19 protein-coding genes are annotated in these 21546 nt (G+C 66.9%); 10 read left to right on the plus strand and 9 right to left on the minus strand.

Annotated elements, in window-relative coordinates; translation table 11 throughout:
* Positions 1 to 24: 24 nt before the first annotated feature.
* Genes ACTZWT_RS03320 through atzF form a run of 4 tightly spaced genes read left to right on the plus strand, consistent with a single transcriptional unit; the run spans position 25 to position 4354 of the window.
* Positions 25 to 1401 carry an AtzE family amidohydrolase gene (locus ACTZWT_RS03320; RefSeq protein WP_444768461.1) on the plus strand — a complete coding sequence of 459 codons (1377 nt, stop codon included), beginning with the start codon at positions 25 to 27 and terminating at the stop codon, positions 1399 to 1401.
* 14 nt (positions 1402 to 1415) lie between these two features.
* Complete coding sequence (gene hpxZ, locus ACTZWT_RS03325) at positions 1416 to 1811, plus strand: oxalurate catabolism protein HpxZ (RefSeq protein WP_444768283.1); 396 nt, start codon at positions 1416 to 1418, stop codon at positions 1809 to 1811.
* Positions 1808 to 2542, plus strand: coding sequence for a GntR family transcriptional regulator (locus ACTZWT_RS03330; RefSeq protein ID WP_444768284.1), 735 nt, complete (start codon positions 1808 to 1810; stop codon positions 2540 to 2542). Before hpxZ ends, ACTZWT_RS03330 begins: the two co-directional genes overlap by 4 nt.
* Before the next feature lie 12 nt (positions 2543 to 2554).
* On the plus strand, positions 2555 to 4354 hold the full coding sequence (gene atzF / locus ACTZWT_RS03335; RefSeq protein WP_444768285.1) for an allophanate hydrolase: 1800 nt from the start codon (positions 2555 to 2557) through the stop codon (positions 4352 to 4354).
* A 247-nt stretch (positions 4355 to 4601) separates the two neighbouring features.
* Here atzF and ACTZWT_RS03340 read toward each other — a convergent pair whose 3' ends face one another.
* The 3 genes from ACTZWT_RS03340 to ACTZWT_RS03350 are packed head-to-tail and all read right to left on the minus strand — an operon-like array spanning position 4602 to position 7226.
* On the minus strand, positions 4602 to 5591 hold the full coding sequence (locus tag ACTZWT_RS03340) for an ABC transporter substrate-binding protein (protein WP_444768286.1): 990 nt from the start codon (positions 5589 to 5591) through the stop codon (positions 4602 to 4604).
* A 37-nt stretch (positions 5592 to 5628) separates the two neighbouring features.
* Positions 5629 to 6459 (minus strand): ABC transporter ATP-binding protein, encoded by an 831-nt coding sequence (locus ACTZWT_RS03345; RefSeq protein WP_444768287.1) that lies wholly within the window; start codon positions 6457 to 6459, stop codon positions 5629 to 5631.
* The gene (locus ACTZWT_RS03350; RefSeq protein WP_444768288.1) at positions 6456 to 7226 is read right to left on the minus strand and encodes an ABC transporter permease; all 771 of its coding nucleotides are present in this window, start codon (positions 7224 to 7226) and stop codon (positions 6456 to 6458) included. The genes ACTZWT_RS03345 and ACTZWT_RS03350 overlap by 4 nt, the downstream gene beginning before the upstream one ends.
* A gap of 103 nt (positions 7227 to 7329) precedes the next feature.
* Here ACTZWT_RS03350 and ACTZWT_RS03355 point away from each other — a divergent pair, with 103 nt between their 5' ends.
* The 3 genes from ACTZWT_RS03355 to ACTZWT_RS03365 are packed head-to-tail and all read left to right on the plus strand — an operon-like array spanning position 7330 to position 10833.
* A complete protein-coding gene (locus ACTZWT_RS03355; RefSeq protein WP_444768289.1) occupies positions 7330 to 8457 on the plus strand; it encodes a mandelate racemase/muconate lactonizing enzyme family protein in 1128 nt (375 codons plus the stop codon).
* A 13-nt stretch (positions 8458 to 8470) separates the two neighbouring features.
* On the plus strand, positions 8471 to 10066 hold the full coding sequence (locus tag ACTZWT_RS03360; RefSeq protein ID WP_444768290.1) for a GMC family oxidoreductase: 1596 nt from the start codon (positions 8471 to 8473) through the stop codon (positions 10064 to 10066).
* A 44-nt stretch (positions 10067 to 10110) separates the two neighbouring features.
* The gene (locus ACTZWT_RS03365; RefSeq protein WP_444768291.1) at positions 10111 to 10833 is read left to right on the plus strand and encodes a GntR family transcriptional regulator; all 723 of its coding nucleotides are present in this window, start codon (positions 10111 to 10113) and stop codon (positions 10831 to 10833) included.
* A 10-nt stretch (positions 10834 to 10843) separates the two neighbouring features.
* Here ACTZWT_RS03365 and ACTZWT_RS03370 read toward each other — a convergent pair whose 3' ends face one another.
* A complete protein-coding gene (locus ACTZWT_RS03370) occupies positions 10844 to 12652 on the minus strand; it encodes a chloride channel protein (RefSeq protein ID WP_444768292.1) in 1809 nt (602 codons plus the stop codon).
* 238 nt (positions 12653 to 12890) lie between these two features.
* Between ACTZWT_RS03370 and ACTZWT_RS03375 the strand changes: the two genes are divergently transcribed.
* Positions 12891 to 13694: a gamma-glutamyl-gamma-aminobutyrate hydrolase family protein gene (locus ACTZWT_RS03375; RefSeq protein WP_444768293.1), complete on the plus strand. Its 804-nt coding sequence runs from the start codon at positions 12891 to 12893 to the stop codon at positions 13692 to 13694.
* A 115-nt stretch (positions 13695 to 13809) separates the two neighbouring features.
* Here ACTZWT_RS03375 and ilvD read toward each other — a convergent pair whose 3' ends face one another.
* Positions 13810 to 15669, minus strand: coding sequence for a dihydroxy-acid dehydratase (ilvD, locus tag ACTZWT_RS03380; RefSeq protein WP_444768294.1), 1860 nt, complete (start codon positions 15667 to 15669; stop codon positions 13810 to 13812).
* Between the two features lie 397 nt (positions 15670 to 16066).
* Positions 16067 to 16810, minus strand: coding sequence for a Crp/Fnr family transcriptional regulator (locus tag ACTZWT_RS03385; protein ID WP_444768295.1), 744 nt, complete (start codon positions 16808 to 16810; stop codon positions 16067 to 16069).
* On the opposite strand from ACTZWT_RS03385, the gene ACTZWT_RS03390 reads away from it, so the two are divergent.
* Positions 16796 to 17230, plus strand: coding sequence for a hypothetical protein (locus ACTZWT_RS03390; protein WP_444768296.1), 435 nt, complete (start codon positions 16796 to 16798; stop codon positions 17228 to 17230). The genes ACTZWT_RS03385 and ACTZWT_RS03390 overlap by 15 nt on opposite strands.
* A 36-nt stretch (positions 17231 to 17266) precedes the next feature.
* On the opposite strand, the gene ACTZWT_RS03395 is transcribed toward ACTZWT_RS03390, so the two are convergent.
* Positions 17267 to 17710, minus strand: coding sequence for a hypothetical protein (locus ACTZWT_RS03395; protein WP_444768297.1), 444 nt, complete (start codon positions 17708 to 17710; stop codon positions 17267 to 17269).
* Positions 17711 to 18042: 332 nt separating this feature from the next.
* Here ACTZWT_RS03395 and ACTZWT_RS03400 point away from each other — a divergent pair, with 332 nt between their 5' ends.
* Positions 18043 to 19569: an acyl-CoA synthetase gene (locus ACTZWT_RS03400; protein ID WP_444768298.1), complete on the plus strand. Its 1527-nt coding sequence runs from the start codon at positions 18043 to 18045 to the stop codon at positions 19567 to 19569.
* A gap of 6 nt (positions 19570 to 19575) precedes the next feature.
* Here ACTZWT_RS03400 and ACTZWT_RS03405 read toward each other — a convergent pair whose 3' ends face one another.
* Both ACTZWT_RS03405 and ACTZWT_RS03410 read right to left on the minus strand, forming a co-directional pair.
* Positions 19576 to 20352, minus strand: a complete 777-nt coding sequence (locus tag ACTZWT_RS03405; RefSeq protein ID WP_444768299.1) for an enoyl-CoA hydratase-related protein — start codon at positions 20350 to 20352, stop codon at positions 19576 to 19578.
* A gap of 47 nt (positions 20353 to 20399) precedes the next feature.
* Positions 20400 to 21545, minus strand: a complete 1146-nt coding sequence (locus ACTZWT_RS03410) for an acyl-CoA dehydrogenase family protein (protein WP_444768300.1) — start codon at positions 21543 to 21545, stop codon at positions 20400 to 20402.
* Between the last annotated feature and the right edge of the window lies 1 nt (position 21546).

The raw sequence follows: 21546 nt of genomic DNA on the forward strand, positions 1-21546 counted from the left end.
AAGTCCGATATGTCCCCCGACTGGATGACCGCCTCGGAGGTCGCAGCGGCCGTCACCAACCGCACGATGACCGCGCTCGACGCCACCGAAGCGGCGCTGGCGCGGATCGCGAAGGCCGAGCCGGTGCTCAACGCCTTCACCGACATCGTCGCCGAGCGCGCGAGGGGCCGCGCTCGCGCGCTCGACGCCGCGATCGCCCGTGGCGAAAAAGTCGGCCCGCTCGCCGGCGTGCCGTTCGCGGTGAAGAACCTGTTCGATGTCGAGGGCCTGACGACCCGCGCCGGCTCGAAGATCAACCGCGATCATCCACCGGCGAGACGCGACGCCGTGCTGATCGAGCGCCTGGAAGCCGCCGGCGCGGTGCTGATCGGCGCGCTGAACATGGGCGAATACGCCTACGACTTCACCGGCGAGAATTTTCACGACGGCCCGTCGCGCAATCCGCAGGATCCGACGCGGATGACCGGCGGCTCGTCCGGCGGCTCCGGCGCCGCGGTCGGCGGCGGCGAAGTGCCGCTCGCGCTCGGCTCCGACACCAACGGCTCGATCCGGGTGCCGGCCTCGTTCTGCGGCATCTTCGGGCTGAAGCCGACCTACGGCCGGCTGCCGCGCAGCCGCTCGTTTCCGTTCGTCGCGAGTTTCGATCACCTCGGCCCGTTCGCGCGCAGCACAGCAGATCTCGCGCTCGCCTATGACGCGATGCAGGGGCCGGATGCCGGCGACGCGGCCTGCACGACGCGCCCCCCCGAGCCGGTGCACGCCGCGCTCGGGCAAGGGCTCGATGGCCTGCGCATCGCGCGGGCCGGCGGTTACTTCGCGGCCAATCTGTTTCCCGAAGCCCGAGAAGCCGTCGATCGCGTGGCGAAGGCGCTCGATATCAGCAAGACCGTGGAGCTGCCCGAAGCCGCCCGCGCCCGCGCCGCGGCCTTCGTCATCACCACCGTCGAGGGCGCGTCGCTGCATCTCGACCGGCTGCGCACCCGCCCCAACGATTTCGACCCTGCAGTGCGCGACCGGCTGATCGCCGGCGCGATGATCCCGGCGCCGCTGGTCGACCGCGCGCAGAAATTCCGCCGCTGGTACCGTGCCCGCGTGCTGGAGCTGTTCAGGGACGTCGACGTCATCATCGCGCCGGCGACGCCCTGCGTCGCGCCGCAACTCGGGCGGCAGACCTTCATGCTCGACGGCGTCGAACTCCCCGTGCGCGCCAATATCGGCATCCACACCCAGCCGATCTCGTTCATCGGCCTGCCGGTGGTCGCGGTGCCGATCCCGCTCGAGCCGATGCCGATCGGCGTCCAGATCATCGCCGCGCCGTGGCGCGAGGACATCGCGCTGCGCGTCGCGCAGGCGCTCGAAACCGCCGGCGTCGCCCGCGCGCCGCGCCCGCAAATCTTCTGAATAGGATTTTTGACATGGACATCGACCTGCCCGACGTGCTCGCCGAAGTCGGCGAAGCCTTCGCCCGCTACGAGACCGCGCTGATCACCAACGACGTCGCCACGCTCGGCGAGCTGTTCCGCAACGATCCGCGCACGCTGCGCTACGGCATCGGCGAAAACCTCTACGGCTACGACGAGATCCAGGGCTTTCGCGCCGCGCGATCGCCGGTCGGGCTGATGCGCAAGACGATGCGCACGGTGATCACCGCCTACGGCCGCGACATGGCGGTCGCCTCGACGCTGTTCACGCGCGACAGCGCGCCCGGCAAGGTCGGCCGCCAGATGCAGACCTGGGTGCGTTTTCCGGAAGGTTGGCGCATCGTCGCCGCGCATGTCAGCGCCATCGACGAACCGCGGACCGGCTCATGACCTTCGATTCCCTCCCGACCGAGCGCCGCATCATCGCGCCCAAACCGGGCGCGGTCGCTGCCGCGCCGGGCCAGCCGACGGTCGTGGTCGGCAAGACCACCCGCGCCGAGGAGCTGCGCCGACAGCTCGCCGACGAGATCGTGCGCGGCGCGCTGCCGCCCGGCGCGCCGCTCGACGAGACCGAGATCGCCAACCGCTTCAGCGTGTCGCGCACGCCGGTGCGCGAGGCGCTGCGGCAATTGGTGACGAGCGGGCTGGTCGAGTCGCGGCCGCATCACGGCGCGGTGGTGGCGAAGCCGTCATTCGAGCGGCTGAGCGGGATGTTCGAGGCGATGGGCGAACTCGAGGCGATGTGCGCCGGCTACGCCGCCGAGCGGATGACGCCGCTGGAGCGCCGCGACCTCGAGGCGATCCACGACGAACTGCGGATGCTCAGTCACCAGGGCAATCCGGAGCGTTTCCACGACGTCAACGAGCGCTTCCACAACGCGATCTATGCCGGCGCGCACAATGACCACATCGCCGAAATCACGCTGGCGACGCGGGTGCGGGTGCAGCCGTTCCGGCGCGCGCAGTTCCGCAATCTCGGTCGCCTCGCCAAATCGCAGGCCGAGCACGACCGCGTCGTTGTCGCGATCATGCGCGGCGACCGCACCGCGGCGACCGCTGCGATGCGCGGCCACATCGCGCTGGTGCGCGACGAATACGAAATCTACGCCGTCTCGGTGTGACTGGAGCCTTGTGTGACTGAAACCATCGCCGACATTCTCGCCGCGCATCGCGCCGGCAGCTCGACGCCCGCGCAGACGATCGCGCGCTGCTACGCGCGCATCCGCGCTCATGCCGATCCCGCCCTGTTCATCACGCTGCGCGACGAGGCCAATGCGGTCGCCGAGGCCGTGGCGCTCGCGGCGAAGGACCCCGCGCTGCCGCTCTACGGCGTGCCGGTCGCCGTCAAGGATAATATCGACGTCGAGGGACTTCCCACCACCGCGGCCTGTCCGGCTTTTGCGTATCAGCCGGCGCAGGATTCCACCGCGGTGGCGAGGCTGCGCGCGGCGGGTGCGATCATCATCGGCAAGACCAATCTCGATCAGTTCGCCACCGGCCTGGTCGGCGTGCGCTCGCCCTACGGCATCCCGCGCAACGCGATGCGCGCCGATCTGGTGCCGGGCGGCTCCAGCTCGGGATCGGCGGTCGCGGTCGGCGCCGGGCTCGTGCCGCTGTCGCTCGGCACCGACACCGCCGGCTCCGGCCGTGTCCCGGCGATGCTCAACAACATCGTCGGGCTGAAGCCGAGCCTCGGCCTGATCTCGACCACCGGCCTCGTGCCGGCGTGCCGCACGCTCGATTGCATCTCGGTGTTCGCCCTGACTGTCGACGACGCAATGACGGCGCTGCGGGTGATGGGCGCCCCCGACGCCGCCGATCCGTATTCGCGCGATCGGCCGGTCGCGGCGATGACGGCGATGCCGGACAAGCCGCGGCTCGGCGTGCCGCGCCCCGATCAGTTGCAGTTCTTTGGCGATCAGCAATCCGAACAGGCCTATGCCGACGCGCTGCAACGCTGGACGAAGCTCGGCGCGGAACTGATCGAGGTCGACATCGCGCCTTTGTACGAGACCGCACGGCTGCTCTATGACGGCCCGTGGGTCGCCGAGCGATACCTGGCGATCCGCGAGCTGATCGACGCCACGCCCGATGCGCTGCATCCGGTGACGCGGCAGATCACGCTCGGCGGCAAGGCGATCAGCGCCGCCGACACCTTCGCGGCGTTGTATCGGCTGCAGGCGCTGCGCAAGATCGCGGATGGCATCTTTGCCGGGTTCGACGCGCTGGTGCTGCCGACCGCGCCGACCGCCTACACGGTCGAGCAGGTGCTGGCCGATCCGATCACGCTGAACAGCCGGCTCGGCACCTACACGAATTTCGTCAACCTGCTCGACCTCTGCGGCCTCGCGATCCCGGCCTCGATCCGCGCCGACGGCATTCCCTTCGGCATCACGCTGCTGGCGCCGGGCGGCCGCGATGCCGCGCTCGCCAGTCTCGGCCGCGTTTTCCACGCCGACACCGCGCTGCCGATGGGCGCCACCGCTACGAAACAACCGCCGCTCGCGGCGCTCGACGCGCCTGCGCAGGCCGGCGCGATTCAGATCGCCGTGGTCGGCGCGCATCTGTCCGGCATGGCGCTGAACGGCGAACTCACCGCGCTCGGCGGCCGGCTTGTCCGCGCGGTCGCGACGGCGCCGGACTACAAGCTCTATGCGCTGAAGGGCACGGTGCCGCCGAAGCCCGGCATGCTGCGCGTCGCCCCCGGCGCAGGTGCTGCGATCGCGCTGGAAATCTGGTCGCTGTCGCCGGCCGCGTTCGGGCGCTTCGTCGCCGCGATCCCGCAGCCCTTGTCGATCGGCACGCTGACGCTCGCCGACGGCGCGCAGGTCAAAGGCTTCCTCGCCGAGCCCGCCGCGCTCGACGGCGCCCGCGACATCACCCATTTCGGCGGCTGGCGCGCCTATATGGCGGAGCTGGCGAAGGCGGGGTGAGCGCGCGCTACTGAGCAGCGCGCAGCAACACCCGCAGCCGTCATCCCCGCGAAGGCGGGGATCCAGTATCCCAGAGCGGTGATGTTCAGCGACGCAGCAGAACTGATCCGCTCTGCAATACGGGGTTGCCCGGTCCAAGCCGGGCAATGACGGCTTGTGTATTGACGCAACTACGCCCCGCTACACGGAAACACCCCCATCCATCACAGAGCAGTTCGATCGACGCCCTGCCGGCGACGGCTTCTTTTCACCCGATCGCCTTCAGATACAGGCTCGGGTCGAAATACTTCTCGGCCGGCGTGAACTCCTTGATGTTGGCGGCGCCCATGAAGAAGTCGGTCGACTGCTGCAGCCATTTGGTGACGCTGCCGTCGGCATACATCCGCACCCAGTCTTTCGACGAGAACATCTTCTGCGCCTTGAACTGCTCCTTGATGTCGGACAGCGGCGTCTGGCTGTAGTGGCTTTTCTGGATCGCCTCCAGCGCGTCCTCGCTGTTGGCGACGATGTAGTCATTGGCTTCGCCCCAGCCCTTGATCAGGTTGGTCAGCGTCTCCTTGTTGGCGTCGTAGTAATCGTTCGCCGCCGCCCAGCCGCCGATGATCGCCGCCTGCGGATAGAACGCCGACGCGTCGGTTAGCTTCACCGCATCCTTGACCTTGTCGCGCACGGTGACGTTGAACGGCACCCACAGCGCCACCGCCGGCACCGCCCCGGAGATGAACGACGTCACCGCCGCCGGCATGGACTGGTTCAGGATCTCGACCTCCTTCGGGTCGATCTTGTTGGCGCGCAGCGCCCGGTCGAGGAAGACGTGCGCGGTGGTGCCAACCGCGGTGGCGATGCGTTTGCCCTTGAGGTCGGCGAAGCTGTTGATGCCCATGTCGCGATGCACCCAGAGCTGCGCCGTCGCCACTTCGATATTGTTGACGAGGAACACCTTGCCCTGGCCGCGCGCCGGGAAGTTCGACAGCACCGCGCCGGTCGACAGCACGTCGAGGCTGCCGCCGATCAGCGCCTGAAAGATCTCGAGGCCGGTGTTGAACTGGCGCAGTTCGAGTTCGAGCCCGTGCTTGGCGAACAGGCCGCGATCGACCCCGGTCCAGATCTGGCCGTCGACGGCGAGCGTATGCAGATAGCCGACGCGGATCCTGGTCTTGCTTTGCGCGATCGCCGGCGCGGCGAAGGCGCTCAGCGCGATGCCGGCGGTCGATGCGAGAAACGTCCTGCGGTCCATCTCGGTCCTCCCTCTGTTGCCTTGGTTGGCTTCGTTGTTATTCCGAAAACGATACGGCGCTGGCCTGGGCCTGCTGATTGCGATATTCGCTCATCACCAGGTCGCGGATCACGCTGCGCAATTCGCCGAATTCCTTGCGCTCCTGAATGCTCTCGTCGCGCGGATAGGGAAACGGCACCTCGATGATCTGCTTGATCCGCGACGGCCGTGCGGTGACGACGATGATCTTCGAGGCGAGATAGATCGCCTCTTCGACCGAATGGGTGATCAGCATCACCGTCTTGTTTTCCGTGGCCAGCACCTGCAGCAGCAGGTTCTGCATGCTGGAGCGGGTCTGCGCGTCGAGCGCGCCGAACGGCTCGTCCATCAGCAGGAACTGCGGCTTCACCGCATAGGCGCGCGCGATCGCCAGCCGCTGCCGCATCCCGCCGGACAGATGTTTCGGATAGGCGTTGGCGAAATCGGCCAGCCCCATCAGCGTCAGATAGTGATCGCAGATCGCGTCGCGCTCGGCCGGCGGCACGCGGTTGGCCTTGAGCCCGAGCCCGAAGGCGATGTTCTGGCGCACGGTGAGCCACGGGAACACGCCGTATTCCTGGAAGATCACGCCACGTTCGGGGCCCGGCCCTTTCACGGGCGCGCCGTCGAACAGCACCCGGCCGCCGGTCGGCTTCACGAAGCCGGCCAGCATGCTCATCATCGTGGTCTTGCCGCAGCCGGACGGGCCGATCACCGCGACGAAGTCGCCGTCGTCGATCGCATAGGAAACGTCCTCGACCACCTGCAGCTTGCCCTTCGCGGTGTCGAAGGCGAGCGAGACGTGGTCGAACTGGGCGCGGTGCGGCCGCAAAGGCGTCGATCCGTTCATGCCGACGCCCTCTCCTGCCACACCAGCAGCCGGGCGCTGATCCGGCGCAGGATCAGGTCCATGATCAGCGCGATGCAGCCGATGCAGATGATGCCGACATAGATCACGTCGAGCAGGAAATAGGTGGAGGCATTCTGGATCATCGCGCCGAGCCCGCGCTGCGCCGCGATCAGCTCGGACGCCACCAGCGTTGCCCAGGCGACGCCGAGCGCGACCCGCAGCGCGGTGAGGATATGCGGTACCGTCAATGGAATGATCACCTTGCGGAAGATCTCGAATTCGCTGGCGCCGAGAGTGTGCGCGACGCGGATGTAGAGCGGCGTGATCTGCGACACGCCTTCATACATCACGATCACGCCGGCGAAGAACGAGGCGTAGAACAGGATCACCAGCTTCGCCACCTCGTCGACGCCGAAATAGACGATCACCAGCGGGATCAGCGCGATCGGCGGCAGGGCGCGAAAGAAGTTGATCATCGGATCGGCGAAGGTGCGCGCGCCGCGATACCAGCCGAGCACGAAACCGACCGGCACCGCCACCGCGATGCCCGCGACCACGCCGAGCAGCACGCGGCGCGTCGAGGCCCAGATGTCGAGCAGGAGGTGTTCGTGGAACAGCAGCTCGACGAATTTCGCCGCGACGTTGTGCGGCGCGGGAATCAGCGACGGGTTGACGAAGCCGCTCCAGCGCACCGCGTACCACAGCAGCACCGCGCCGACCCATGGCGTGAGCCCGAGTATCACGCGCCTCGCGACGTTTCCGTTCATCCCGTGCGTTGTCCGTCATCTTTGCGTTGATCGGTTGGCGAAGTCATACTATAAATAGGATGACCATACAAGAGGCGGCGAATGCGCCGCGGAACGGGACGCGATGACCGCGCAGGATTTCACCATCCGCAGCATCGAAGCGATGTGTTTCCGCTATCCGTTGTCGCTGCCGGTTGTGACCTCATTCGGGCGGATGACGAGCCGCCCCGCGGTTTTCGTCCGCGTCACCGACGAGGACGGCGTCGTCGGCTGGGGCGAGGTGTGGGCGAATTTTCCCGCCACCGGCGCCGAGCATCGCGCCCGCACCATCAACGAGGTGCTGGCGCCGCTCGCGGCGGGCGCCCGCATCGCGCATCCGTCCGAATTGTTCGCGGCGCTGACGCAGCGCACGGCCGTGCTGGCGCTGCAATCGGGCGAGCAGGGCCCGTTCGCGCAGGCGATCGCCGGCATCGATCTGGCGCTGTGGGATCTGTTGGCGCGACGCGGCGCCACGCCGCTGTGGCGGCTGCTCGGCGGCGTGAATGCCACGATCAAGGTCTATGCCAGCGGCATCAATCCCACCGGCACGCGGGAGATGGCCGAGGCGGCGCTGGCGCGCGGCCATCGCGCGCTCAAGCTGAAGATCGGCTTCGGCGCCGAGATCGATCACCCCAATCTCGCCGCGCTGCGCGCGCTGGTCGGCGACGGCACCCTCGCCGCCGACGCCAACCAGGCGTGGACGCTGCAGCAGGCATGCGAGGCGGCGCCGCAGCTTCGCGACTACAACCTCGCCTGGCTCGAGGAGCCGATCCGCGCCGATCGTCCTTGGCCGGAGTGGCAGGCGCTGCGCCGCGCCGCCGCGATGCCGCTCGCCGCCGGCGAGAATTTCACCAGCCGGGACGGCTTCGCGCAGGCGCTCGGCGATGACACGCTCGGCGTGATCCAGCCCGACATCGCCAAATGGGGCGGACTGTCGGCCTGCGCGCCGATCGCCCGCGACATCCTCGCCGCCGGCAAGCGTTTCTGCCCGCATTATCTCGGCGGCGGCATCGGCCTGCTGGCGTCGGCGCATCTGCTCGCCGGCACCGGCGGCGACGGCCTGCTGGAAGTCGATATCAACGACAATCCGCTGCGCGACAATTTCTGCGGCCCGGTCGGCGCGATCAGCGACGGCACCATCACGCTCGGCGATGCGCCCGGCCTCGGCATCACGCCGGACCTCGCCGGCATCGCGCAATATCGAACCGTGTGAGGATTGAGCGCCGATGGCCGCCCAGGGTTACGACTACATCATCGTCGGCGCCGGCTCCGCGGGCTGCATCGTCGCCAACCGGCTGTCGGCCGATCCGGCCTGCCGCGTGCTGCTGCTCGAAGCCGGCGGGTCGGACCGCAACATCTGGCTCAAACTACCGGTCGGCTATTATCGCTCGATCTATGACGACCGCTTCTCGCGCAAATTCATCACCGAGCCGAGCGACGTCACCGGCGGCCGCGCCATCGTCTGGCCGCGCGGCCGCGTGCTCGGCGGCTCTTCGTCGATCAACGGGCTGATCTTCATCCGCGGCGAGCCGGCCGGCTTCGACGATTGGGAGAAGCTCGGCGCAACCGGCTGGAATTATCACGACCTGCTGCCGTATTTCCGGCGCTACGAGCGCTATCGCGGCGGCGACAGCCAGTATCACGGCGGCTTCGGCGAATTCGAAGTCTCCGATCTGCGCACCGGCAGCGAAGCCGCCGCCGCATGGGTCCAGGCCGGCGCCGAATACGGCCTGCCGCGCAATCCGGATTTCAACGCCGCGACCACCTACGGCGTCGGCGCCTATCAGCTCGGCATCGGCCGGCGCTGGCGCTCGAGCTCGGCCTCGGCGTTCCTGCATCCGGTCATGCACCGCCCGAATCTGACGGTGATCACCCGGGCGCAGGCGAGCCGCGTGCTGTTCGACGGCACCACGGCCGCCGGCGTCGAATGGATCAAGGACGGGCAACGAATCCAGGCGCGCGCCGAGCGCGAAGTGATCCTGTCTGCGGGCGCATTGCAGTCGCCGCAATTGCTGCAGCTCTCCGGCATCGGCCCTGCCGCGCTGCTGCGCGGCCTCGGCATCGAAATCGTCGCCGACGCGCCGGAGGTCGGGCGCAATCTGCAGGATCATTATCAGGCGCGGATGATCGTGCGGCTGAAGCAGAAGCACTCGCTCAACGATCAGGTGCGCAGCCCGGTCGGGCTCGCGAAGATGGGCCTGCAATGGCTGCTCGCCGGCAGCGGCCCGCTCACCGCCGGCGCCGGACAGGTCGGCGGCGCGGCCTGCACGCGCTACGCAAAAGACGGCCGCCCCGACGTGCAATTCAACGTCATGCCGCTGTCGGTCGACAAGCCCGGCGAGCCGCTGCACAGCTACTCGGGCTTCACCGCGTCGGTGTGGCAGTGCCACGCCGAATCGCGCGGCCATCTGGCGATCCGCTCGACCGACCCGTTCGAGCAGCCGACCATCGCGCCGAACTACTTCGCGCGCGAAATCGACCGCAACACCATCGTCGCCGGCCTCGAAATCCTGCGCGAGATCTATCGCCAGCCGTCGTTTCGCGACCGCTGGGACCTCGACGTGGTGCCGGGCGCCGCCGTCAGCGACGCCGCCGGGCTGTGGGAGTTCGCCCGCACCACCGGCGGCACGGTGTTCCACGCCTGCGGCACCTGCCGGATGGGTTCGGACGACGGCGCCGTGGTCGATCCTCACCTGCGCGTGCGCGGCGTCGCGCGGCTGCGCGTGGTCGACGCCTCGGTGATGCCGCTGATCACCTCGGCCAACACCAACGCCGCCAGCCTGATGATCGGGGAAAAGGGCGCCGCCCTGATCGCCTCATGAGGAAGATCAACGCCATCAGGGATGCGGATCGTCATGCTCAGGCCATGGACCTCAGCACCGACAGCCACGTGCCGAAATACGCGCAGATCGCCGACATCTTCCGGCAGCGGATCGCGCGCGGGACCTGGTCACGCGGGATGAGGCTGCCGGCGAACGAGGCGCTGGCCGAGGAATTCGGCGTTTCGCGCGTCACCATCCGGCAGGCGGTCGAGTTACTGGCGCGCGACGGCCTGCTCGAAGCGCAGCAGGGCCGCGGCACCTTCATCACCGGCCAGGTCAAGCAGGACCGCTGGCTCAAGGTCGAGACCTCGCTGTCCGATCTCGCTGAAGTCTATCAGGACACCTCGCCCGAGATCATCAACATCGCCGAAAGTATTAGCAAGGCTCCCCTGATCGAGGCCGACGGCAAGGCCGCGGAACGCTACGTCTTCATGCGGCGGGTGCATTCGCGCGACGGCCAGCCTTATTGCGTGATCTCGATCTATCTCGACGACACGATCTTCCGCCGCTCGCCGGCCAAGTTCCGCAAGCAGACCGTGATTCCGATCCTGAAGGACCTGAAGGACCCGGCGATCGCCAGCGCGCGGCAGACGCTGACCATCGGCACCGCTGACCTCGAGGTCGCGCGGCTGCTGCGCGTGCCGCTGAACTCGCCGGTCGCCGAAGTGCGCCGCGTCTTCACCAGCGCCGACCGCACCGTGATCTATCTCGGCGAAGTCACCTATCGCGGCGACTTCGTCCGGATCGACATGGACCTGCGCCCCTGATCTGATCCGATCAGCGGAAGAACACTTCCTGATTGCGCCGCTCGAGTTCGGTGGCGAAGGTGCGCAGCACATGCGCCTCGCTGACGAGGCCGATCGTCACCCGCTCCTCGGCATTGTTCACCACCACCAGCACGTCGGCTTCGCTGCGGTCGAACGCGGTCACGAGGTCGCGCACGGTGACGTCCGGCAGCAGGAATTCGTCGCGCTGATGCGCGAGGGTGCCGAGCGTCTGATCGCCCGGATGGGCATTGCCGTGCAGTTCGGGCGCCTCCACGATGCCGCCATAACTGCCGTCGGTTTGCCGCAACACGATCTGCTTGATCCGCCCCGGCGGAAACAGCCTCTGCGCCTCGACGATCGGCATGGCCGCCTGCGCCGTCTCGAAGTCGGACCGCATCAAGGTCGCCGCACTGATCTGCCTGACCCAGCCGACGTCCTGCGGCCCGCGGATGGCCTCGCCGCGCAGATGAAAGCGCCAGGTCGCGAAGCTGTAGCCGAACAGTTCGCGCACGATCATCGCGCTGATCGACGCTGCGACCACCGCGCCCGCCGTGATCGAGAAGTCGCCGGTGAGTTCGAGCGCGAGACATACCATGCTGAACGGCGCGCCGATCACGCCGGTGCCGAGCGCGACCATGCCGGCGACCGCCGCCGTTCCCGGCTGCAGCGCCAGCTCGGGAAACGGGCCGCTCAGCACCGTGCTGTAGAGCTGGCCGATCATCGATCCGAGCATCAGCGAGGCGAAGAACAGGCCGCCGCGAAAGCCTGCGCCGAGCGAGATCGCCGACGCGGCGGTCTTGAGCAGGATCGTGGTGGCCAGCATCAGCCAGGTCGGACTGCTGATCAGCAGAATCTGCATCGCGCCGTGGCCGGAGCCCAGCACGGTCGGCGTCAGCAGCCCGAGGCAGCCGAGCAACGCGGCGCCGACGACCAGGCGCAGCCCGCCGCGCAGCCAGGTGATCCGCTGCATCACGCGCTCCGCGAACGCCACGGCCAGCATCACCACGATGCTGAAGAACGCGCACAGAATGCCTACGACCATGACCTGGCCGATCATCTCGACCGACACCGGCGAGGGCACGCCCGGCACCATCAGAAACTGCTGATGCGCCAGATGTCGCGTGACCAGCCACGCCGCCACGGCGCTGGCGATCACCGGCACCAGGGCCGCCGACGTATAGGCGCCGAGCACGACCTCGAAGGCGAAGAACGCGCCGGCCAGCGGCGCCGAGAACGCGGCGCTGATCGCGCCGGCGGCGCCGCACGCCACCAGCAGCCGCATATCGGCGCGGCGTGCCGCGAGGCGCTGTCCGATATGCGAGCTGAACGCCGCGCAGATCTGGGTGTAGCCGGCTTCGAGCCCCACCGATCCTCCGAAGCCGTTGGACAGCAGGGTCTGGATCGAGATCAGCAGACTGCCGCGCATCGACATCCGGCCGCCATACAGCGCGTTGGCCTCGATCGCGTCGGCGAGTTGCCCCTTGAAGCGGCCGGCATAGAAGATGCCGATCAGCGCCAGAATGACAGCGCCGGCGATCGGCACCAGCAGCGTCCGCTGCCATGAAATCACGCCGCTCGCGCTCAGCTTGTTGTCGAACGGTATGTCGAACAGGATGGCGTGCGCGAGTTCGCTCAGCAACGTGATCGTTGCGACCAGCAGGCCCGACAGCAGCCCGATCACCATCGCCACGATCACCAGACCGATTTCGCGGTTGCGGACGAAGTTGCGCAAGCCCGCCGGGAACAGCCAACGGCCGGAAGCCGGCGAGCCGCCGGCCTGGACGTTTGGCCTGGCGTCGGGGCGCGAGGCTGCGCTCATTGCGCGATCCGGCCTGAACGGATGTTCACGGCCTCGGCGCCAGCACCGATCAGCGCGCGCGGAGCCTCGCAGAGTAGAGAAAGCCCTCGCTGCAAGACTGTATCCATGGCCTTCGGCTGCTGTTCAGGACGTCCGAGCTTGCGCCAGCGCAGAGCTGTCAGTCAAATCGGGATGATACTCGCGCTCGATTTTTCTCCTTTTGGATGTATGGTTCGTGAGGATGTCAAGGAGGAATCGAATGGCGCGCAGAGCGGTGGTCGGCGTGATCGGCAACGCCCATCTCGTCGACAATCGATTTGCCGTCCAGCACGTCGGTGAACGCAACCTGCGCGCGGTGTCCGAGGTCGCCAACGCGCTGCCGCTGATGTTCGCCGGCTGCTCCGAGATCACCGACATCGAGGAACTGCTCGAGATCGTCGACGGCATCCTGCTCACCGGCGGACGCGCCAACGTCCATCCGACGCATTTCAACGCCGAGCCCCATCCCCGCCACGAGCCGTATGACGAAGCCCGCGACGCGCTGGCGCTGAATCTGGTGCGCACCTGCGTCGACCGCGGCATCCCGCTGCTCGGCATCTGCCGCGGCCTGCAGGAAATGAACGTCGCCTTCGGCGGCTCGCTGCATCCGGAAATCCGCGAACTGCCCGGCCGCATCAATCATCGCATGCCGCGGCTGGAAACCGGCGAAATCCATCCCGACGCCACCGTGGTGTTCGCCGATCGCCACGACGTCCAGCTCAAGCCGGAGGGCGTGTTCGCCAGGCTGCTCGGCCGCGACCTGATCCGGGTCAATTCGCTGCACGGCCAGGGCATCCTCGAGCCCGGCGGGCGGATCGTGATCGAGGGGATCGCCGAGGACGGCACGATCGAGGCGATCTGTATCGACGGCGCGCCGGGCTTTGCGCTCGGCGTGCAGTGGCACGCGGAATACGACCCGCAGCTCAACCCGGTCAACCGCGAGATCTTTCTCGCCTTCGGAGACGCCCTTCGGGCGTATCAAATCCGCCGCCGTCAGCCGACAGGGCTGAGGAAATCGGGTTAGCGATCAATCCCCAGGACGACCGGCGCGACGCCATCAGTGCCACTTGCGGCTCAAAAAGAAACGAGCGCCATCGCGGCGCTCGTCCTGCATCGTCGAAGCCGTTCGAGGCGCGTGGTTACTTGCCTTTGCCGAGCCGGCGGTTGACGTCGCGCACCGCGCCGTTGGCGGCGCTGGTGGTCAGCATGGCGTAGGCCTGCAGCGCAGCCGACACCTTGCGCTTGCGGTCCTTCGGCTGCCAGGCCTTGTCGCCCTTCGCCTCTTCCTCCTCGGCGCGCCGCGCCAATTCGTCGGCGGCGACATCGAGGGTGATGCCGCGGTTGGGAATGTCGATCGCGATCCGATCGCCGTTACGCACCAGACCGATCAGTCCGCCTTCGGCCGCTTCCGGCGAGACGTGCCCGATCGACAGGCCCGAGGTGCCCCCCGAAAAGCGACCGTCAGTGATCAGCGCGCAGGCCTTGCCGAGGCCTTTCGACTTCAGGTAGCTGGTCGGATACAGCATTTCCTGCATCCCGGGCCCGCCGCGCGGCCCTTCGTAGCGGATGACGATGACATCGCCGGCGACGATCTTGTTGCCGAGGATCGCCGACACCGCATCGTCCTGGCTCTCGAACACTTTCGCCGGCCCCGAGAAGGTCAGGATCGACGCATCGACGCCGGCGGTCTTCACGATGCAGCCGTCGAGCGCGATGTTGCCGTACAGCACGGCGAGGCCGCCGTCCTTGCTGAAGGCATGCTCGGCGTCGCGGATCACGCCGGTCTGCCGGTCGAGGTCGAGCTCGTCGTAGCGCCGGTCCTGGCTGAACGCGACCTGGGTCGGCACGCCGCCCGGCGCGGCACGGTAGAACGTGCGAACCGCTTCACTGTTGCTCTGGCGGATGTCCCACCGCGCCAGCGCGGCACCGAGCGTCTCGGAATGCACCGTCGGGCAGGAATTGTGGATCAGCCCGGCGCGATCGAGCTCGCCGAGGATCGCCATGATGCCGCCGGCGCGATGCACGTCCTCCATGTGAACGTCGGACACCGACGGGGCGATCTTGCTCAGGCACGGCACCTTGCGCGACAGCCGGTCGATGTCCTTCATCGAGAAGTCGAGCTCGGCCTCGCGCGCCGCGGCCAGCAGATGCAGCACGGTGTTGGTCGAGCCGCCCATCGCGATGTCGAGCGTCATCGCGTTCTCGAACGCCTCGAAGCTCGCGACATTGCGCGGCAGCACGGATTCGTCGTCGCCTTCGTAATAGCGGCGCGCCAGATCGACGATGGTGTGGCCGGCCTCGACGAACAGCCGCCTGCGATCGGCGTGGGTGGCGAGCACCGAGCCGTTGCCGGGCAGCGCGAGGCCCAGCGCCTCGGCGAGGCAGTTCATCGAATTGGCGGTGAACATGCCGGAGCACGAGCCGCAGGTCGGGCACGCCGAGCGCTCCATCACCTGCACGTCGTCATCGCTCATGCTGCTGTCGGCGGCGGCGACCATGGCGTCGATCAGATCGACGGCGTGGGTCTTGCCTTTCAGAACGACCTTGCCGGCTTCCATCGGCCCGCCGGAGACGAACACTGCGGGAATGTTGAGCCGCATCGCGGCCATCAGCATGCCGGGAGTGATCTTGTCGCAATTGGAGATGCAGACCATCGCGTCGGCGCAATGCGCGTTGACCATGTATTCGACGCTGTCGGCGATCAGTTCGCGCGACGGCAGGCTGTACAACATGCCGTCATGACCCATCGCGATGCCGTCATCGACCGCGATGGTGTTGAACTCCTTGGCGACGCCACCGGCGGCTTCGATCTCGCGCGCCACGAGCTGGCCGAGATCCTTCAGATGCACATGCCCCGGCACGAACTGGGTGAACGAGTTGACGACCGCGATGATCGGCTTGCCGAAATCGGAATCCTTCATGCCGGTGGCGCGCCACAGGCCGCGCGCGCCGGCCATGTTGCGGCCGTGAGTGGTCGTTCGGGATCGATATGCAGGCATGACTGTGTCCGTGAGAAATGTCCGTCGCCGGTAACGGGCGCGCAGTGCGAGTGACCGCATTCAACGCCCGACGCGACGGACCGTTATATCGTCGTCAGCTATGAGCCTTACTTGAGAACTGCCAGTCCCTCAATGGTTGGTGGCGCGTTGCCGCATGCAGGGCGTGCGCTGCAATGCAGCGAAAGACGTTCGCGAAAGCGAATTTACGCCAAGCCGCTTGGCATTTTTCCCGTTGGCCGCCCCATCCATTGCACGCCCTGGTTGAATCGCTTGTTCCCGTTTATCTCCTGGGCGGCTTTCTCGGTCCCGGAAGTTGTCGCACCAACAGGGGGGCGGCCCCGCCTGTCCCGGCCCGAATGGGTAGCCGGTGTCGGGGCCACGCTTCCCGGCTTCGCGATCAGCCGCACGGTGCGACGGCGGGTGCCTTTCTCAGGTGAAGATAGCCCGGATCGAACTGGCCGATCTCGGCGAGACGCGGCCAGTCCAGCATCTCGAGTTCGCCGCCGCGGAATTCGATGGTTCGCGCGGCGCGCAACTCGGCTAATGTGCGGTTGACCGTCGCAATCGCCATGCCCAGCGTTTCGCCCAGCTGCGCCAGACCGATCGGCAGCGCGAGGGTCCTGCCTTGGGTCAGGCGCGACGCTTCGGCGCGATAAAACAGCTCGCAGAACAGATGCGCCATCCGCGCGGTCATGTCGCGGGCGCTGTTGTTGGTGATCGCCTCGCGAAAAATCGCGGCATCGATCAGAGTTTCCCGCCAGACGGCAAAACCGACCTGCGGCCGCTCCTCGAAGGTGCGCGTCAGCTGCTTGTGGGGGATCGAGGCGACCAACGCAGTGCCGATGGCGCAGACCGCGTGGTCCATCCGGTCGAGAAACAGCGCCTGCGAATCCGGCATGTCGCCCGCCAGGTGAAACGACAGATATTGCCGCCGGCCGTTCGGCAGCAGGTGATATCGGCCGACCAGGCCTTCGACGACGAGCGCGGAGACTTTCGGCGCATCACCCTGGCGAATGAAGTCCTCGTTCCGGCGGAGCTCGCGGACCGTGAAGCTGAGCGACTGAATTGCAAGCATATCGTCGTGGCCGATGCGCGAATGCTCCTTGAGCTTGTCGATCAAGATACGATGAATTCTCTCCACGACGCCTCCCTCGAAAATTCCGCATCAAATGATACATCAGCGCTCCCTGAGAAGAATAAACTCCGAGACCCAAAGCGGGTTTCACCTGAATCGACGGGCCCTGCCGACGAACTGTCGGACATACCGCGCCTGCATTTGATTTCGGATGAACCCTGCGCAGCAGGTGCCTGCGGGCACGACTTAGAGGACGGATCATTGCCCTATAGAGAATTCCTGGCGCGCATTCGCCGGTTCTTCGATGGGCCTAGCGAACATCTCGATTTGATCGCCGATGCTTTGGCAAGGGGCCGCCTGCAACAGCCGGTGAAACCGATGTCTGACCAGGAACTCGCGCAGGCGATTCGCGAATTCCTGAGCGCACCAGCATCGCCGAATGCGATCGAGAAGCTGGAAGCCAAACTCTCGACGGACAAGGAGTGATCCATTCGGACTGGCGCGGCCTGCCCACGCCTCAGCTCAGGGCCGCGACGCTGCGCCCTTCACGGTGACACTCCCGGGCGACATCCGATCGTCGCGAGGCCGGGTCTTTCCACCCTGGATCAGCGTGAATTGCGGCTTCGGTTGCGCGAACGCGTCGGGCTGGATCTCGATGTCTCCGCCTCCGCTCGGCATTGCCGGTGTGGCGGCATCCGCGGCGGAATGATCACCATCCCGGCGATCCTCGAGCAGGTCGAGGACAGTGCGACCGGCGGCGGTGAGCTGCCAGCCGCGCGAATCACGAACGACCAGCTTTTGACTGAAGATGTCGACATCCGGGAGCCGAGCTGCGAGCTTCCGCATGCGTAGCGTCCAGTCCTGACTGCCGGACAGAATCGCCAAGTCTGCATTCAAGGCAGCAGGTGCGGCGACGCCGTCGGGATAGCTCGACAACACCTTCAGAATCGCCACATGCACCGACACAACCAACACTCCGACTCAGAGGTCGAATCTATCTGCCTCTCCAGTACAAATACCAGTGATCCCGCAGTTATCCACAACACCAAATCTGATCTGCGCGACAGCGCCATCAATCAGGCGCCGCCGAATGCCGTTCCGGCTCTCGTCCATTGCCGATTCGCAAAACCACGCGGGCTACGCCCCCTTGCCGACTGAACCGGACAAGCTCCGAATCGGATCGGCGACGCGCTGCACCGCGGCAAGTCGGCACGATTGACTTATCTGCAAGCCGCGACTTCACTCGGGCGGTGCCCAGCCGGCCAGAAGAGCCGGCGGATACCTGCGGGGAGGACTGGATGAGCTTTGCTTATTTCGACTGGATCACCCATCACGCCGAAGCTCGTCCCGATCGAATCGCGGTGATCGACGTCGCCACGCAACGCACATTCACCTATCGGGTGCTCGACGAGCGGGTCGATCGCCTGGCTGCGCATCTCGCGACGCTCGGCGTCGGCCGTGGCGACCGCGTCGCGGTGCTGGCCGCCAACACCACCGACACGCTGGAGGTGCAATTTGCCTGCTTCCGGCTCGGCGCGATCTTCGTGCCGCTGAATGTGCGGCTCACCGTGCACGAATTGTCGTTCATCGTCGGCGACGCCGCACCGCGCGTGCTGGCGCATGATTCCGATTTCGCCGCGATGGCCGGCGATCTTCAGAGCAAATGCGGTATCGCACATCTCCTGCAGTTCGGCGCGCCCTACGAGGCCGCGCTTGCGGCTGCGCCGCGGCTCGCCCGCGCCGAGGCGGTGACGCTCGATGACGTCTCCACCATCATGTACACTTCGGGAACGACCGGCAAACCGAAGGGCGCGATGATCACGCACCTGATGACCTTCATCAACGCCGTCAATCTCGGCATCCCGGCCTTTATCTCGCAACGCACCGTGTTTCTCTGCGTGATGCCGCTGTTCCACACCGGCGGGCTGAATTGCTACACCAACCCCGTGCTGCACGCCGGCGGCACTGTGATCCTGATGCGCGCCTTCGACCCCGGCGAGACGCTGAAGCTAATCGGCGACGCGAGCATCGGCCTGACGCATTTCTTCGGCGTGCCGTCGATCTATCAGTTCATGTGCCAACACCCTGCGTTCGCCGACACCGATTTGTCGCGCCTGCAGCTTGCCGGCGTCGGCGGCGCACCGATGCCGGTGCCGTTGCTGAAAATCTGGCAGGACCGCGGCTGCGTTCTGGTGCAGGGCTACGGCATGACCGAGACCAGCCCGGCCGTGCTGATCCTGGATTCCGACGACGCCGCGCGCAAGGCGGGCTCCGCCGGCAAGCCGGTGCTGCACGCGGACCTGAAGATCGTCGGCCCCGATGGCGAGCCGGTGCCCCCCGGCGAGATGGGTGAGTTGTGGGTGAAGGGCCCGAATATCACCCTCGGCTATTGGAACCGGCCGGACGCCAACCGCACCTCATTCACCGATGGCTGGCTGCACACCGGCGACGCCGCGCGCGTCGACGACGAAGGCTTCTACTACATCGTCGACCGCACCAAGGACATGTACATCTCCGGCGGCGAGAACGTCTATCCCGCGGAGGTCGAGGACGTGCTGTATCAACTGTCCGAGATCGCCGAGGCCGCTGTGATCGGCGCGCCGGATCAGCAATGGGGCGAGACAGGTGTGGCCATCGTCGCCGTCAAGAGCGGGCAGGACTTGCCCGAGAGCAAGCTGCACGCGCATTGCCGCGAGCGGCTGGCCCGTTTCAAATGTCCGCAGCGGGTGATCTTCGTCGAGGCGCTGCCGCGCAACGCCACCGGCAAGGTGCACAAGCCGACGCTGCGCGAGCGTTTTCTCGCGCGGGAGACGGCGGACGCTTGAGAGCGCCTATCGCCCGGTGAACCGCGCGGCGCGCTTTTCGACGAAAGCGGCGGCGCCTTCACGCAGATCGGCCGTAACGAAGGCCTGCCCCTGACGCTCGGCCTCGTCGTCGAGCGTTTCGGCGAGCGACGCACTCCAACCCCTTTCGACCTGCTGCTTGATCAGGCCGATACTGATCGGCGGCCCGCCGGCGAGTTGCTGCGCGATCGCCATCGCCTCGGTCATCAATTCGGAATCCTCGAAGACCTGATAGATCAGGCCCCACTCCGCGGCCTGCTCGGCGCCGAGCGGGCGGCCGAGCAGCGCCAACGCGCGCGCCCGCGCGACGCCGATCGAGCGCTGCAGCAACAGCGAGGTGCCGGCATCGAGCGCGGCGCCGAGCTTGACGAAGCTCAGCACGAACTTCGCCGAGCGCGCGGCGAGCACGATGTCGCCGGCGAGCGCGAGGCCCACCCCCGCACCCGCGGCCGGGCCGTTGACCGCGACCACGATCGGCTTGTCGGCGTTGCGCATCGCTTCAAGCAACGGACTGAGCTCGGCGCGCATCCAGGGCGCGACATCGGCTCCCGCGCTGAACGTGCCGCTGCCGAGTTCGGCGCCGGCGCAGAAGCCCTTCCCGGCGCCGGTGAGCAGGATCGCGCGCACCGAGGCATCGGCAAGCGCGGCGCGCAGCGCAGCATGAAGATCGCCGAGCAGGCCGCGGCGCATCGCATTGTATTGCTCCGGATTGTTCAACGTCAGCACGGCGACCGCGCCATGCTGCTCCGACACCACCCACGTCATGCTGCGCTCCTGTCCGGTTGCGGTGCTGCCTGGTCGGTCGCGGCCCGCTACAGCGACCGCGCGATCAACAGCTTCATCACCTCGTTGGTGCCGCCGTAAATCTTCTGGATCCGCGCATCGACGAACATCCGGCCGATCGGATATTCCAGCATGTAGCCGTAGCCGCCGTGCAGTTGCAGGCATTCGTCGACGGTCTCGACCTGCTTCTGCGTCGTCCACCACTTCGCCATCGACGCCGTCACCGCGTCGAGATCGCCGGCGATCAGCCGCTCGATGCAGAAATCGACGAACACGCGGGCGATGAACGCCTCGGTCTTGCGCTCGGCGAGCGTGAAGGCGGTGTTCTGAAATTCGAGGATCGGCTGGCCGAATGCCTTGCGCTCGCGGGTGTAGTCGGTGGTCAGTTTGACGGCGCGCTCCATCGCCGCCACCGCACCGACCGCGATGATCAGCCGCTCCTGCGGCAATTGCTGCATCAACTGGACGAAGCCTTTGCCCTCCTCGCCACCGAGCACATTCTCCTTCGGCGCAATGGCGTTCTCGAAGAACAGCTCGGAGGTGTCGGAGGCGTGCAGGCCGATCTTGTCGAGGTTGCGGCCGCGCTTGAAGCCCGGATTGTCTTTCGTCTCCATCGCGATCAGCGACAGCCCCTTGGCGCCCGGGCCGCCGGTGCGGGCGACGACGATGATCAGATCGGCATTCTGGCCGTTGGTGATGAAGGTCTTCTGGCCGTTGATGACGTAGGTGTCGCCCTCGAGCTTGGCGGTGGTGCGCACGCTCTGCAGATCGGAGCCGGTGCCGGGCTCGGTCATCGCGATGCCGCCGATCAATTCGCCGCGCGCCATCGCCGGCAGCCAGCGCTGTTTCTGCTCCTCGGAGCCGTAGTTCAGGATGTAGTGCGCGACGATGCCGCTCGACACGGTGACGCCGGACAATGCGTCCGGAACGATCGATTCCATGTCCTCGTAGATCGCGGCATCATAGGCGAAGCTGCCGCCGAGGCCGCCATAGGCCTCCGGCACGCTCGGCACCAGCGCGCCCATCTCGCCCAGCTTCAGCCAGGCGGAGCGGTCCACCATCTTCTGCTTGCGCCATTGTTCGGCGTGCGGCGCGAGATCCTTGGCGAGAAACTTGCGGAACTGGTCGCGAAACGCGTCCAGTTCCTCGGTCATCCAGGGCGATCGGTACTGCATG

It is taken from the genome of Rhodopseudomonas sp. NSM, from assembly GCF_052445935.1.
GTDB lineage: Bacteria > Pseudomonadota > Alphaproteobacteria > Rhizobiales > Xanthobacteraceae > Rhodopseudomonas.

Excerpts from the sequence above, each read along its gene's own strand:
- ACTZWT_RS03410 (WP_444768300.1), bottom strand. The coding sequence starts at position 21,545 with ATGCAGTACCGATCGCCCTGGATGACCGAGGAACTGGACGCGTTTCGC.
- ACTZWT_RS03390 (WP_444768296.1), top strand. The coding sequence starts at position 16,796 with ATGAATTCTCTCCACGACGCCTCCCTCGAAAATTCCGCATCAAATGAT.
- ACTZWT_RS03375 (WP_444768293.1), top strand. The coding sequence starts at position 12,891 with ATGGCGCGCAGAGCGGTGGTCGGCGTGATCGGCAACGCCCATCTCGTC.
- ACTZWT_RS03400 (WP_444768298.1), top strand. The coding sequence starts at position 18,043 with ATGAGCTTTGCTTATTTCGACTGGATCACCCATCACGCCGAAGCTCGT.
- ACTZWT_RS03370 (WP_444768292.1), bottom strand. The coding sequence starts at position 12,652 with ATGAGCGCAGCCTCGCGCCCCGACGCCAGGCCAAACGTCCAGGCCGGC.
- ACTZWT_RS03340 (WP_444768286.1), bottom strand. The coding sequence starts at position 5,591 with ATGGACCGCAGGACGTTTCTCGCATCGACCGCCGGCATCGCGCTGAGC.
- ACTZWT_RS03345 (WP_444768287.1), bottom strand. The coding sequence starts at position 6,459 with ATGAACGGATCGACGCCTTTGCGGCCGCACCGCGCCCAGTTCGACCAC.
- ACTZWT_RS03330 (WP_444768284.1), top strand. The coding sequence starts at position 1,808 with ATGACCTTCGATTCCCTCCCGACCGAGCGCCGCATCATCGCGCCCAAA.
- ACTZWT_RS03405 (WP_444768299.1), bottom strand. The coding sequence starts at position 20,352 with ATGACGTGGGTGGTGTCGGAGCAGCATGGCGCGGTCGCCGTGCTGACG.
- ACTZWT_RS03365 (WP_444768291.1), top strand. The coding sequence starts at position 10,111 with ATGGACCTCAGCACCGACAGCCACGTGCCGAAATACGCGCAGATCGCC.
- ilvD (WP_444768294.1), bottom strand. The coding sequence starts at position 15,669 with ATGCCTGCATATCGATCCCGAACGACCACTCACGGCCGCAACATGGCC.
- ACTZWT_RS03355 (WP_444768289.1), top strand. The coding sequence starts at position 7,330 with ATGACCGCGCAGGATTTCACCATCCGCAGCATCGAAGCGATGTGTTTC.
- hpxZ (WP_444768283.1), top strand. The coding sequence starts at position 1,416 with ATGGACATCGACCTGCCCGACGTGCTCGCCGAAGTCGGCGAAGCCTTC.
- ACTZWT_RS03350 (WP_444768288.1), bottom strand. The coding sequence starts at position 7,226 with ATGAACGGAAACGTCGCGAGGCGCGTGATACTCGGGCTCACGCCATGG.
- ACTZWT_RS03320 (WP_444768461.1), top strand. The coding sequence starts at position 25 with ATGACCGCCTCGGAGGTCGCAGCGGCCGTCACCAACCGCACGATGACC.
- ACTZWT_RS03360 (WP_444768290.1), top strand. The coding sequence starts at position 8,471 with ATGGCCGCCCAGGGTTACGACTACATCATCGTCGGCGCCGGCTCCGCG.